The organism is Planotetraspora sp. GP83, assembly GCF_041262585.1.
Taxonomy (GTDB): domain Bacteria; phylum Actinomycetota; class Actinomycetes; order Streptosporangiales; family Streptosporangiaceae; genus JAOEGB01.
In genome coordinates, this window is the sequence record NZ_JBGCBZ010000015.1 from 157365 (window position 1) to 171094 (window position 13730).

Here is a 13730-nt window from a genome sequence, read left to right on the forward strand (position 1 = left end):
GTAGCCGTGTCCGTTGAGACCTGGACTGGAGGGCCCGAACGCGGGGGGCCTGGACGATTCGGGCCGCCGGTCGCCGAGCGAGGAAACCCCTCGGGGCGGCCCGCCGACGGTCCGGCGCTCCGGCACAGGCTCAGGCTGCTCGCCGGGTGCCTGCTCCTCGCCGCCGTGGCGTTCAACACCGCGCCCGGCGCCGTCATCGCCGAGACGAAGCTCGACATGGCGATCAACCCGGCGGGGTTCCTCGCCCGGGCGACCCATCTGTGGGATCCGGCGTACTTCGGGCACCTGCAGAACCAGGCGTACGGCTACCTCTTCCCGATGGGGCCGTTCTACGTGCTGTTCCACGCGCTGGACATGCCGGCCTGGGACATCCAGCGCGTGTGGATGTCGCTGGTGCTCTGCGCGGCCTTCCTCGGCACCGAGCGGCTGGCCAGGGCCATGGGGATCGGGTCGCCCGCCACCCGGATCCTCGCCGGGCTGGCGTACGCGCTGGCCCCTCACGCGCTCGCGCTGATCGGTGTCAACTCCTCGGAGTTCCAGCCCAGCGCGGTGCTGCCCTTGGTCCTGCTGCCACTGGTCCACGGCACGCGTCTCCTGGAAACAAGGGAGGGCGCGAGCCCGCGCAGGGCGGCCGCCCTGTCCGCGGTCGCGTTCCTGTTCGCCGGGGGGATCAACGCCGCCGCGGAGCTCGCCGTACTCGTCGTGCCGCTCATCTACCTGCTGAGCAGGCGGGACCGGCGGCGCAAGTGGTGGCTGCTGGGCTGGTGGCTGCTCTTCATCGGCATCGTGTCGCTGTGGTGGCTGGTCCCGCTGGTGCTGCTCGGGCGGTACATCTTCTCGTTCCTGCCGTTCATCGAGACGGCGAGCGCGACGACGAGCGTCACCTCGCTGCTGAACACCCTGCGAGGCACGTCGAGCTGGATCTCCTTCCTGCCCGTCGACGGCCAGCCGTGGCTGCCCGCGGCCTTCCACCAGGCCACCGTGCCCTGGCTGGTCGTCGCGACGACGCTGGTCGCGGCGCTTGGCCTGACCGGGGTGATCCGCCGATCGACCCCCGAGCGCACCTTCCTCGTCCTCTGCGTGATCGCCGGGCTCCTCGTCATCACGGCGGGCCACGCGGGCGATCTCGCGCATCCGTGGACCGGCCAGGTCAAGGCGCTGCTCGACGGGCCGCTCGCGCCGTTCCGTAACCTGCACAAGTTCGACGCGCTGATCAGGCTCCCGCTCGCGCTCGGCCTCGCCGCGCTGCCCGTCGCGGGGCCGGTGCGGTTCAGGAAGCCCGTCATGGCGGTCTCCGCCGGGCTGCTGACGCTCACGCTCGTCCCCGTGGCGACCGCCGGGGTGACGACGCGGGGCGCGTTCGCCGACATCCCGTCCTACTGGCGTGACGCGGCGGCGTGGCTCAACAGAAGCACCGGAGACGGCATGGTGCTCGCGGTGCCCGGCTCGGCGCGCGGCGAGTACCTGTGGGGCAGGCCGCTCGACGAGCCCATGCAGTCGCTGCTGACCGTCCGCTGGGCCACCCACGCCAACGTGCCGTGGGGATCGCCCGGCCTGGCCCGGCTGGTGCAGGCCGTGGACGAGCGGTTCTCCACCGGGCGCGGCTCGCCGGGGCTGGCCTCCGCGCTGCGCCGCGTCGGCGTGCGCTTCCTCCTCGTGCGCAACGACCTCGTCCGGGACACGCTCGGCACGGCCTGGCCCGCCCGCGTCCACCAGACCCTCCAGGACTCGGGGCTGAAGAAGGCCGCCGAGTTCGGGCCGCTGGTCGGCATGACCCAGAGCAGCACGGCGTCGGGCTGGTTCGACCAGCCGTACCCGGCGCTGGAGGTCTACGAGGTCCCGGGTGCGGCGCCGCAGGCCGGCACGGTGCCCCGCGAGGGGACGCTGCACGTCGAGGGCGCCCCCGAGGCCGTGCTCGACCTCGCCGAGCACGGCCTTCTCACGGACGACCGGCCGGTGCTGGTCGGCGACGAGCCCGGCGCCGCATCGATCCCGGACAAGGACACGGTGGCGACCGACACGCTCCGCAAGAGGGACATCGTCTTCGGCGACGTCAGGCGGATCGCGTCGGCCACGCTGCCCGAGGGCCGGCGGACCGTCACCACCGACCTGCTCGACCCCGCGTGGTCGGCGGCCACCTCGACGGCCCGTTACCTGGACATCAAGGACGTCACCGCCTCCTCGTCGGAGTCGGGCGTCACCGCGGCCTCCGGCCAGCGCGACCCCGGGCGGCAGCCGTACGCCGCGCTGGACGGCGACACCCGCACCGGGTGGCGGTCCGACGGCTGGCGGGGCGCGGTCGGGGAGTGGCTGGAGGTGCGGTTCACTGGACGGCTCGACCTGAGCGAGGTAGGCGTGGCCTTCGACCAGGCGCCGATCGGGCCGCCCGTGGCCGAGGTCGCCCTGGAGACCGAGCAGGGCGTCCGGCGCGTGCCCGTTGAGCGGACCGACCGAGAGCAGCCGCTCCGGCCGGTCCGGGGCAAGACCGCGTGGCTGCGCGTACGGATCACCAGGCTCGCCTACGAGCCGAAGGCCAAGCTCGGCAGCCGCGTGGGCGTCACCGAGCTGCGGATCCCGGGAGTGCGGGCCGTACGGACGCTCTCGGTGCCGGAGCCGGAGCGGGGCGACCCCGGGACGCTGCTGCTGACCAGGCAGGGCCAGGCGCCGGCCTGCATGCGCGGGTCGGCCACGTGGACGTGCGACCCGCGGCTGCAGATCCTCGGCGAGGACGGCTACGGCCTCGACCGGCTCTTCCCCGTGGCGCGGAGCGAGGTCCGCACGGTGAGCGGCCGGGCCGTCCTGACCGATCCCCGGGCGGCCGACCTGATCACCACGCTGCCGTCGCTCTACCCGCACGTCGGGGCGTCGTCCACGGCGACGGACTACCCGGCCACGCTGGGACGCCAGGCGATGGACGGCGACATCAGGACGGTGTGGTACGCCCAGCCGTTCGACCGGCATCCCACGCTGTACATCGACCTCGGCACGGTCCACCGGTTCTCGCAGATCAGGGCCTTCTTCCCCGACTCGTTCCTCGGGCAGCCGCCGGTGCGGCTGACCGTCCGCAGCGAGACGAGGACCGTGCAGGGCTGGGTGGGCCGGGACGGACGCTTCGTCTTCCCCGCGCTGCGGACCAGGAAGTTCTCCGTCGAGTTCACGGCGCCCGCCTCCCGGGCGATCGAGGTGACCGAGCTGACGATCCCCGGCGTCAAGCCGCTCGGCGGGCTCGGCGGCATCCCCCTCCGGCTGCCGTGCGGCTACGGGCCGACCCTGCGGGTGGACGGCAACGCGGTGCCGACCCGCATCGTGGGCGGCACGCTCGACGACGTGCTGAACGGCCGGCCGCTGACCTACTCGGGATGCGTCCCCGTCCACCTGTCCGAGGGGCGGAGCAGGCTCAGCGTCGCGTCGAGCGACGCCTTCCGCGTGGAGTCGGCGATCCTCACGACGGACACCGGCGCCCGGAACGGCACGAGCCCGGCGACGGGCCTCACCAGCGACGGCGCGGGTGAGTCGGGGCCCGTGACTATGGCGCGGCCCCAGGTCGTCTCGTGGGGCCTGGAGGAGCGCCGCCTGCGCGTCAGCGCCGCCACCCCGTCCTACCTGGTGGTCAACGAGAACTACAACGCCGGATGGCAGGCGTCTCTCGGCGGCGCGAAACTCCGCCCGGTGCGGCTCGACGGCTGGCGGCAGGCGTGGGAGCTGCCCCCGGGCGGCGGCGAGGTGATCCTGCGCTACGAGCCGGACCCGGCGTATCGGGCGGCGCTCATCGGCGGATTTCTGCTGGCGCTGATCGTGCTCGCCCTCGCGCTGCTCCCGGGCCGGTCGAGGCTCGCCGGCGTGACAGCCGGGAGGCCGGGCACGGCGTGGGTGTGGCCCGCGGCGCCGCTGGCCGGCCTGTGGGCCGGGGGAGTCGCGGGGGCGGCGATCGTGACCGTGACCCTCGCGCTGCACCTGTGGCTGCGGCGGCTGGCCGACGCCCAGCACGCCGGGCCGAGCAGGCTGCGCAGGCTCGCCCGGCGGGCCGTCTCGGCCTGGGTCGCCTTCGGCGTCCTCGGGGCGGCCGGGCTCGCGCAGGCCGCCGGGCAGAGCCTGGCCGCGCAGGTCCTGTGTCTCGTGGTCCTCGCGCGGCTGCTCGGAGCGGTGCGGGACCAGGAGCCCATCGTACGGTCGCCGCTGTTCGCCGAGGAGCCGGAGCCTGAGCAGCCGGAGTCCGAGGAGCCGGAGTCCGGGGCCCCCGGACAGCACGAGCGCCCGGCCTTCGAGGAGGTCGGAACGTGATCGACTTCCTGGTCCGGCTGCCCAGGTCGATCCTCCTGGCGGGGACGGCGTTCCTGCTCACGATGGCGGCGCTGTTCCGGTTCTACGTCTACCCCGGCACCCAGGTCCTCCCGCTGGAGCAGACCCGGGTCTATCGGCTCGTCTCGCCCTCGGCGACCTACCTCGACAGCGCCACCTTCCAACTGCGCACGGGTGTGCCCGTGGAGGACACGGTCTCCATCTACGGCGATCCCACCGCGGGCGACGAGCGCACGGCCGTATGGGTGGAGTTCTCCTCCATGCAGACGCGGGACGACGGCACCCGGCTGGACTACCACGAGCGGCGCACGGCCTTCGACCGGCGGACAGGCCTGGCCGTCGCCTGCTGCGGGGAGTACGTCGACAACGACACCGGGGTCCGGCAGACGGGGCTCGCGTTCCGCCTGCCGTACCGGGCGGAGCCGCGCACGTACGAGATGTTCGACCCGGTGCTCAAGCGGGAGGCGCCGCTGCGGTTCGAGCGGGCCGAGACCGTCGAGGGCCTCACGACCTACAGGTACACGTACGCCGCCGGGCCGGTGAAGGTGGAGGACCTGCCGGACCAGATCCCCGGCAGGTCCATCGGCCTCCCCGCGTGGCGGAGGGTCAGCGTGGCGAGGTACACCGAGATCAGCCGGACCCTGTGGGTCGAGCCCGAGAGCGGCCTCACGGTGAAGATCCTGGAGCGGCGCCGGGACACCCTGCGGACGCCCGACGGGGTGGAACGGCAGACCAGCTTTCAGGCCGACCTCGTCACGAGCTCCGCCGACGTGGCCTCCCAGGTGGCGGAGGCGGCCAAATTCCGACGGTGGATCCTGCTCGTGCGCGACGTGGTGCCGGCGGCCTTCCTCGTGCTCGGCGGCCTGCTCGTCGCCCTGTTCCTGTGGCAGCGCGCCGCCCGTCTCGCCCGGCGCCTAGCGGCGGCGAAGCACCAGGACCAGGTTCCAGGTCACGACCTCGCGAACGCCGGGTAGATGGATCACCGCGGTCGCCCACCGGGGGTGGTAGCGGGGCAGGGCGTCGAGGACCTCGGCGTCGGGCCGCCGCCTGGCCCACGCGAGCGCGTCGGCCACCGACACGGCGTAGAGGCTCTCGCCGTACACGTTCTTGGGGGAGCGCCCGTGACGGCGGGCGTAGCGGCGGGCGGCGCGGTGGCCGCCGAGGTAGTGCCACGGCGAGGTCTCGTGCCCGCCCCACGGAGAGAGCCAGTTCGTGAACGAGAGGTAGACGATCCCGCCCGGCCTGGTCACCCGGACCATCTCATCGGCCATCCGCCACGGGTCGGGCACGTGCTCCAGGACGTTGGAGGAGAAGCACACGTCGACCGAGCCGCTCCGGAGCGGCAGGTCGAGCGCGCTGCCGAGCAGGGCGCCGTCCGGGATGACCCCGGTCCTGGCGCTCATCTCCCCGGCGTCGCAGTCGACGCACAACGGCCGGCCCCCGGCGGCGCGCAGCGCCTCGGTGAAGTAGCCGGGCCCGCCGCCCACGTCGGCGACGAGCGCGCCGTTCAGGTCGGTGTAGGACGAGAGCTGCGCCACCGTGTCGCGGGCCAGCAGGCCGTAGAAGAACTCGGGGTCGGTCTGCTCCTTGCGGAAGGCGCTGAACAGCCGGATCGAGCGGGCCAGGTCGGCGCGGAACGGTTCGGTCTGCACGGCGTCTCCCTGCGTGTAGGTGCCCTACGTGGGGGTGCGCCGGAGCATAACACCCGGTTGAACCCGATTCGCGGTCCATATAGCTCTCTTATCGCTCGTATCGCTCATATGGTGATGGACGCCTCTGGGAGATCAGAATGACTCAGATCACGCGCACGGAACGGCCGAGCCTGAGCATCACGGTCCCGGCGTGGATGTCCGGCATGGCGAACCCCGTCATGATCACGGCGGTCCTGCTCATCGCAGGCTCGCTGGCGGTCCGGATCCCCGTCCTGCTCGGCTCCTACTTCGTCGAGGACGACTTCCTGTTCATGGGCGACGCCTACGAGCACGGGCTGACGTTCGACTTCCTCTTCCGCGTGCACAAGGGGCACCTCATGCCCGGTGCGCTCGGGCTCACCTGGGTGCTGGCGCGGATCTCGGCGTACAACTGGCTGCTGGTCTCGTCGGTCACCATGGCGGCCCAGGCCGCCGTCTCGGCCGTGCTGCTGCGCCTGCTCGTCCGGCTCTTCGGCGTACGGCCCGGCATCCTGCTGCCGCTCGCCATCGCCCTGTTCTGCCCGCTCACCATCCCCGCGTTCGGCTGGTGGTCGGCCGCACTCAACGCCGTGCCGCTTCAGCTCGGGATGGTCATGGCGCTCAATGCCCAAGTGCGGCACGTCCGGCAGGGCGGGAGGGTCCATGCGCGGCGGGCGTTCTACTGGGTGCTGTTCGCGATGGCCTTCAGCACCAAGGGGGTCTTCGTCCCGTTCCTGCTGTTCGCCATCACCACGGCCTACCTGCGCGGCTGGGCGGGGAACTGGACCGCGCTGATGTTGCGCGAGGCCCGCACCCACTGGCGGCTCTGGGGCTCCTACCTGCTGCTGATGGGCGGCTACGCGGCGCTCTACCTCGCTCGCCGGAGCACGGCGCCCGGTGAGGGAGCCGTCGTGCCGGAGCCGGTGGACGTCGTGGACCTGGTGAACCGCATGCTCGGATGGACCTTCCCCGCCGGGGCCGTCGGCGGGCCGCTGTCGTGGGGCCCCGTCCCGCCGACGGGCGGCATGGCCCACCCGAGCGCGTTCCTCGTCGTGGCGGCCTGGACCGTGCTCGCCGCCGCCGTGCTCGTCACGCTGCTCTGGCGCCGCCGTGCCGTACGGGCCTGGGTGGTGCTGGCGGGTTACCTCCTGGGAGTGGACGCCATCCCGACCGCCATCGCGCGCGGCACCGGCCTGACGCAGATCGTCGGCGCCGAGACCCGTTACGTGGCCGACGCCGTGATCGTCCTGGCGATCTGCCTCGCCCTCGCCCTCCTTCCGCTGTACGGCGAGGCCGAGCCGTACCGCCGGCCGATCCCGGGAGGGGCGGGCGTGCCCGTGGTGGCCGGGCTGCTCGCCGGGGTCTACCTGGCCATGTCGATCGTGTCGGTCGACGCCTACCGCCACACGCTGTCGGGCGACCGGTTCCGGGCCTACCTGGACGCCGTGCGGACGTCCCTGGCCAAGGCTCCCGACACGGCCGTCATCTTCTCCAGCCCGGTCCCCGGCGACATCGTGATCCCCTGGAACGGCAACCGCAGGCTCAGCCATCACGTGCTCGCGCCGCTCGCCCGGCCCGTGCTGCGGGCCAGGATGCGGGCGCCCGACCCGTCGGAGCACGCGCTGGTCTTCGACGACAAGGGCAGGCTGGTGCCGGTCAGCGTGAAGCCGCTGTTCGCCACCCTGCCTCCGCCCGGCAGGACGTGCTTCCCGCTCATCGCCGGTGCGATCTACTTCCCGGACGTCGTGTCGTACGGCGGCGTGGGCCCGATAGGCGGGCTCGCCTACACGGCGAAACGGGCGGGGACCGCCACGTACGAGATGAGCGGGCAGCGCGGCCAGCTCAGCTTCGCGCGCACCGACGGAGGGCTGCTGCAGTTCCCGGTGACGGCGGTGGGCAAGGGCCTGATGATCCGGCTGGACGACCCTTCGGCGCCCATCTGCCTCAAGGGGTTCGCGTTCGGGGATCCCGTCCCGGCGGCCGCCCCGGCTCCAGCGCCGGCGGCGAGCCCGGCCCCTCCAGCCGCGGCGTCGCCGTCTCCGTCGCCATCCCCGTCTCCGGCTTCGCACTTCCCGAAGCCGAAGCCGTCACCGACGTCGCAGAAGAAGAAGGGGAAGGCCTCGTGACGAACCTGATCAGGCCCCTCGCGGGCTCCTCGACGTACTTGTACGTGAGCGTGGCGAGCAGCACCGTGAGGCCGCCCACCACGACCAGGTTGCCGAGGAAGTTGCCGCTCCACGGCCCCTGCTCGGTGAAGTCGTACCAGAGATAGAGCGCGACGAACTGCCACAGGAAGATGCCGTACGACACGCGGCCGAGGAAGCGCATCACCCGGCTGCCGAGGAAGCGCCCGAGCAGCGAGGCCCGCCCCCCGGGCGCGGGGGCGAGCAGCGCGGCGGGCGCGACCAGGCACGCCGCGACGGTCGCGTAGAGCACGAGCTCCGACAGGTCCGCCCAGACGCCGTCGACGCCGCTGAACCTCGTGCCGGTCAGCGGCGAGGCGGCCACGGCGTACGCCACGGCGGCCACCAGCCAGAGCGTGCCCGCCGAGGCGTTGACCGCGCGGACGAAGCGGCGGGCGGGGCCGTCCGTCCCCGGCTCGTCGCGCGCCCACACCGACACCACGGCCAGCGCCATGCCGGGGGCGAAGAACACCCCCGCGCGGGGCAGCCAGGTGTTCAGGTACGGCCGGTAGGTGGGGTAGTAGGTGAGCAGGGCCCAGACGAACGAGGTGGCCGCAAGCACGGCGATCCCGATGAGCAGCCGCCTGGCCCGGCGGCCGGCGTCGTCCCCGGCCCGGCGCGCGTACGCCGACAGAGCGGCGGCCAGCAGGGGCAGCACGAGATAGAAGGCCACCTCCACGCAGAGGCTCCACATCTGGGCGAGCCCGCGCGGGCCGAGGCCGTACCACCACGGGTGGAGCTCGTAGTTCTGCGTGAGCAGGAGCAGTTCGAGCCAGGTCTTGACGTCCCCGGCGTGGCTCCCCGACCACAGCACCATGGCGACGATCACGACGAGCCAGTACGCCGGGAGGATGCGGAGAGCCCGTTTCATCAGGTAGACGCGGGTGCCGGGAGGCTGGCCGCCGTACAGGGCCGCTCGCGCGTAGGGCCGGTAGAGCAGCAGGCCCGACAGCGCGAAGAAGATGGGGACGGCCACGTCGCCCCGCGAGAGCAGGCTGCTGAAGAAGTTGTCCTGGAGCGCCGCCCCCGACTCGATGGCGACGTGGAAGGTTAGCACGGCGAGGGCCGCGACCGCGCGCATGCCGTCCAGGGCGTCGAGGTGACCCGTCGCTTTCGGAAGCGCGGCGCGAGCCGCGTCGAGTCCGGAAGGCACAGTTTTGTCACGAACGGGTGACGAACTGACGAGTAATATGTCACGAGCCGCCGACGACCTAGAACCTGTTTCGGTCACTTTTCCGCATCCCTCGTGACGTCGGTCACTACCCCCACTAACATTAGCGCGAAATAGGAACCTGTTTCAGGACAAAATGGCGGTTTTACCACGCCTGCCCAGGAGGAGCGATGCGCCGCGCAGTTGGAGTTGTTCTCTTGGCAATCGGGGCGTTCCTCATCGTTCTCGCACCACTGATCAAATTCCAGGTGGCGGGCAAGCTCGTCCAGGCTCCCGCCGACTACTACATCAAGACGCGACTGACCGCGGAGAACGCCCGCTACTTCAACAAGGGCGCCCTGAAGGTCCTCACCGGGAACCTCGACATCACGGTCACGACGAGGGGTGACGTGGCGCAGGCCAAGGACGACCACGTGGTGTGGGACCAGTTCACCGCCGTCAACGACGTGACGAACAACAAGCGCGGGATCTCGTTCACCGAGTTCCGCAGCGCGTTCAACAAGTACAACGGCGCGGGCGTCACCTGCTGCGGCGCGAGCGTGGACAAGGAGCCCGTCCAACTGGAGGGCCAGATCTTCCTGTTCCCCTTCGGCGTGGAGAAGAAGACCTACAAGGTCTTCAACACGGACGCGCACAAGGCGTTCGACGCGACGTTCGCCGGCGAGGACACGGTCAACGGGCTCAAGGTCTACAAGTTCGAGCAGAAGGTCCCGCCGACGGTCACCCAGACGCTCAGCGCGCCCGCGTCGGTGCTCGGTATGGCGGACCCCGGCGACATCCAGGTCAACCGCGTCTACGACGGCGTCACCACGTTATGGGTTGAGCCCACCACGGGCGCGCCGGTCAAGCAGGAGCAGCAGCGCCACGAGGTGCTCAAGACGGCCGACGGCGTGGAGCGCATGCCGGCCCTGATCGCGACCGCCGTGATGACGCCGCAGAGCGTCAGCGACCTGGTCAGCGCGGTCAGGGACAATCTTGGGCAGATTACCCTCATTGGCACCACGATCCCGCTGATCTCCCTTATTCTCGGCGTCGTGCTTCTCGTCGCCGGTTTCCTGATCATGCGCGGCTCCCCGGCGCGCGAGGGCTGATGACCCCAGAGCGCACGTCAGTGCGCCCACCGGTCGACACGTCGCCGGTGGGCGCAATGACGTGGCGCTCGACGGCGGCCGGGCTGTTGCGGGCCTGCCGTCCTCGGCAGTGGCTCAAGAACGTGCTCGTCCTCGCCGCGCCGGCCGCCGCCGGCGTGCTCATGACCGGCCCGGGATTACGGGGCTCCCTGGTCGCCCTGGTGGCGTTCTGCCTCGCCGCGAGCGGGACCTACCTGTTCAACGACGCCGCCGACGTGACGGTGGACCGCCGCCATCCCCGCAAGCGGCTGCGTCCCGTCGCCGCCGGGATCGTGTCCGTACGGCTCGCGCGGATCACCGGCGCGATCCTGCTGGCGGCGGGCCTGCTCGTGAGCCTGGTGGCCGGGCGCTGGCAGCTGGCGGCCGTGGTCGCCGCCTATCTGGCGCTGACGTTCTCCTACACCCTCTGGCTCAAACGGCAGCCGGTCGTCGACCTCGTCGCCGTGGCCGGCTGCCACGTCATCCGGGCCTACGCGGGGGCGGTCGCGGTGGCCGTACCCGTCACGAGCTGGTTCCTCGTCGTCATCTCGCTGGGCTCGCTCCTGCTCGTGGCGGGGAAGCGGGAGGCCGAGCTGCGCGCGCAGGGCGGCAACGGCACGACCCATCCCACCAGGGCCACGCTGGTGGTCTACACGGCGAGCTACCTGGCCCACGTCCGGGTCATGGCCTCGGGCGCGATGATCGTCACGTACTGCCTCTGGGCGCTCCAGGAGCACGCTGGGACGGCCCGCGCGTTCTACGCCCTGAGCATCGTGCCCTTCGTCCTCGTGGTCCTGCGGCATGCCCTGCTCGTCGACCGGGGAGTGGGGGAGGAGCCCGAGGAACTGGCACTCCGGGACCGGCCGCTCCAGGTCTTCATCGCCCTCATGCTCGTGCTCCTCGCCTTTGGGGTCTATCTGACATGACGGTTCTGACCGGGTGGGGGCGCACCGCCCCGACCCCCGCCAGGCTGGCGCGCCCGCGCTCGGCCGACGAGGCCGCCGCGCTGATCAAGGAGGCCTCCCGGCGCGGGGTCGTCGCACGCGGCCTCGGCCGCTCGTACGGCGACGCCGCGCAGAACGCCGGCGGCCTCGTGCTCGACTGCACCGCCCTCACGCCGTCATGGGCCCACGATCCGAAGACCGGCCTGGTCACCGCGCCGGCCGGGATGAGCCTGCACGACCTGATGGCCGAGCTCGTGCCGCGCGGCTGGTTCGTCCCGGTGAGCCCCGGCACCCGATATGTCACGGTCGGCGGGGCCATCGCCGCCGACGTCCACGGCAAGAACCACCACGTGGACTCGTCCTTCGGCGCGCACGTCCGCTCGCTGACTCTGCTCACCGCCGACGGGGCGACGCGCGTGCTCGGGCCGGAGGACGAGCTGTTCTGGGCGACCGTCGGCGGCATGGGGCTGACCGGCGTCATCGTCGAGGCCACCTTCGTGTGCGTCCCGATCGAGACCTCCCGGATGCGGGTGGACGTCGAGCGGACCCGCGACCTCGACCAGACGCTCGACGTGATGACGGCGACCGACGACCGCTACCGCTACACCGTCGCCTGGATCGACCTGCTCGCCCGGGGTGGCCGGATGGGCCGGAGCGTCCTCACCCGCGGCGACCACGCGCGCCTGGACGACCTGCCATCGCGGATGCGCCGCGACCCCCTCGGCTTCGCCCCCCGGCCGCGCCTGTCCGCTCCGCCATGGGTGCCCGGCGGGCTGCTCAACCGCGCGTCGATCGGCGCCTTCAACGCCGTCTGGTACGGCAAGGCGCCCTCGGCCAGGCGCGGAGTCGTCCAGGGCATCGCCCCCTTCTTCCACCCGCTCGACGGGGTCGGTCACTGGAACCGGATGTACGGCTCTCACGGCTTCGTGCAGTACCAGTTCGTCGTGCCGTTCGGGGCCGAGGAGACCTTACGCCGGGTGGTGGAACGGCTGTCCGGCGCGGGCGTGGTGTCGTTCCTCACCGTCCTGAAGAGGTTCGGCGAGGGGACCCCTGGGATGCTGTCGTTCCCCATGCCGGGGTGGACGCTGGCCCTCGACATCCCCACCGGCCAGAGCGGGCTCGCCGGGATGCTGACCGAGCTCGACGGCTGGGTGGCCGCGGCCGGGGGACGTATCTACCTGGCCAAGGACTCCCGCATGTCGGCGGCGATCATGGCCGCGACCTACCCCCGCCTGGAAGAGTGGCGGGCGATCCGCCGCCGGATCGACCCCCACGGGGTCTTCCACTCCGACCTGGCGAGGAGACTGTGCCTGTGACAGCCAAGACCGCGACGACCTCACCGGTGAGGACATGAGGAACGCCCTGGGTTCGGTCGACACCGTCCTGCTGCTCGGCGGCCGGAGCGAGATCGGCCTGGCGATCGTGGAGCGTCTCGTGCGGGACGGCGCCGGCCGCGTCATGCTCGCCGCGCGTGGCGGCACCGCGCCCACCGAGGAGCTCCGGAAGCTCGGCGCGGAGGTCCACGTCGTGGACTTCGACGCCGCCCGCCCCGAGACGCACGCCGCGCTGATCGAGCACGCCGCCGCCACGCTCGGGGACCTCGACGTCGTCATCCCGGCCTTCGGCGTGCTGGGCAAGCAAGCCGTCTACGACGCCGACCCGGTGGCCGCCGCGCGGGACGTCGCGGTCAACTTCGGCGGCCACGTCTCTGCCGGGCTCGCCGCCGCCCGGCGGCTGCGCGAGCAGGGCCACGGCACGCTCGTGGTGCTGTCATCTGTCGCGGGCGTGCGGGTGCGCAAGGCCAACTTCGTGTACGGCTCGGCCAAGGCGGGCCTCGACGGTTTCGCCCAGGGCCTGGCGGACTCCCTCCACGGCTCCGGGGCCCAGGTCGTGGTCATCCGGCCCGGGTTCGTCATCGGCCGGATGACCGAGGGGATGACCCCTGCCCCGATGTCGGTGACCGTCGACACCGTCGCGGACGCCGTGATCGACGCCCTGAAGTCGGGCCGGCAGACGGTCTGGGTCCCGGGAAGGCTGCGTTTCGTGTTCGCCGTCATGCGGATCCTGCCCCGCGCGCTGTGGCGCCGCCTCCCCCGCTGATTCCGCGTGATCATGCACATTTTCCCGGGCTGTCACCCCACCCTGCGCTTTCCTCGCGCGTGATCATGCACCGATTCCTCGTCACCGCGCCCTGGCCGCGCGAAGTCCGTACGTGATCATGCAACCGCAATGCCTCTGCATGATCACGAACCGATTCTTCGCGGCGCACCATAGGTGCGGGGGAAAGTGCGCATGATCACGTACTGCTGTCGCGCAGGTCAGGGGACAGCCCGGGAAAATGTGCATGATCACGC

Annotated in this window: 8 protein-coding genes; 6 read left to right on the forward strand and 2 right to left on the reverse strand. The window is 71.9% G+C overall.

All coding sequences use genetic code 11. The features are described from left to right. Positions 1-6: 6 nt before the first annotated feature. Positions 7-4281: an alpha-(1->3)-arabinofuranosyltransferase family protein gene (locus tag ABH927_RS21740; protein WP_370024087.1), complete on the forward strand. Its 4275-nt coding sequence runs from the start codon at positions 7-9 to the stop codon at positions 4279-4281. Continuing rightward, on the forward strand, positions 4278-5273 hold the full coding sequence (locus tag ABH927_RS21745) for a DUF3068 domain-containing protein (protein ID WP_370024088.1): 996 nt from the start codon (positions 4278-4280) through the stop codon (positions 5271-5273). Before ABH927_RS21740 ends, ABH927_RS21745 begins: the two co-directional genes overlap by 4 nt. Here ABH927_RS21745 and ABH927_RS21750 read toward each other — a convergent pair. Beyond that, on the reverse strand, positions 5214-5951 hold the full coding sequence (locus ABH927_RS21750) for a class I SAM-dependent methyltransferase (RefSeq protein ID WP_370024089.1): 738 nt from the start codon (positions 5949-5951) through the stop codon (positions 5214-5216). The two genes, ABH927_RS21745 and ABH927_RS21750, sit on opposite strands and share 60 nt — an antisense overlap. A 1962-nt stretch (positions 5952-7913) precedes the next feature. Further along, positions 7914-9305: an acyltransferase family protein gene (locus ABH927_RS21755; RefSeq protein ID WP_370024090.1), complete on the reverse strand. Its 1392-nt coding sequence runs from the start codon at positions 9303-9305 to the stop codon at positions 7914-7916. Between the two features lie 188 nt (positions 9306-9493). Here ABH927_RS21755 and ABH927_RS21760 point away from each other — a divergent pair, with 188 nt between their 5' ends. Genes ABH927_RS21760 through ABH927_RS21775 form a run of 4 tightly spaced genes read left to right on the forward strand, consistent with a single transcriptional unit; the run spans position 9494 to position 13476 of the window. After that, positions 9494-10414: a DUF3068 domain-containing protein gene (locus tag ABH927_RS21760; protein WP_370024091.1), complete on the forward strand. Its 921-nt coding sequence runs from the start codon at positions 9494-9496 to the stop codon at positions 10412-10414. A 56-nt stretch (positions 10415-10470) separates the two neighbouring features. Then, positions 10471-11358, forward strand: a complete 888-nt coding sequence (locus tag ABH927_RS21765; protein ID WP_370024092.1) for a decaprenyl-phosphate phosphoribosyltransferase — start codon at positions 10471-10473, stop codon at positions 11356-11358. Further along, the gene (locus ABH927_RS21770; RefSeq protein ID WP_370024093.1) at positions 11355-12692 is read left to right on the forward strand and encodes an FAD-binding protein; all 1338 of its coding nucleotides are present in this window, start codon (positions 11355-11357) and stop codon (positions 12690-12692) included. The genes ABH927_RS21765 and ABH927_RS21770 overlap by 4 nt, the downstream gene beginning before the upstream one ends. 34 nt (positions 12693-12726) lie before the next feature. Beyond that, the gene (locus ABH927_RS21775) at positions 12727-13476 is read left to right on the forward strand and encodes a decaprenylphospho-beta-D-erythro-pentofuranosid-2-ulose 2-reductase (RefSeq protein WP_370024094.1); all 750 of its coding nucleotides are present in this window, start codon (positions 12727-12729) and stop codon (positions 13474-13476) included. The last annotated feature ends 254 nt before the right edge of the window (positions 13477-13730 follow it).

Coding starts and splice junctions, on each gene's coding strand:
- ABH927_RS21760 (WP_370024091.1), top strand. CDS start 9,494: ATGCGCCGCGCAGTTGGAGTTGTTCTCTTGGCAATCGGGGCGTTCCTC.
- ABH927_RS21765 (WP_370024092.1), top strand. CDS start 10,471: ATGACGTGGCGCTCGACGGCGGCCGGGCTGTTGCGGGCCTGCCGTCCT.
- ABH927_RS21770 (WP_370024093.1), top strand. CDS start 11,355: ATGACGGTTCTGACCGGGTGGGGGCGCACCGCCCCGACCCCCGCCAGG.
- ABH927_RS21775 (WP_370024094.1), top strand. CDS start 12,727: ATGAGGAACGCCCTGGGTTCGGTCGACACCGTCCTGCTGCTCGGCGGC.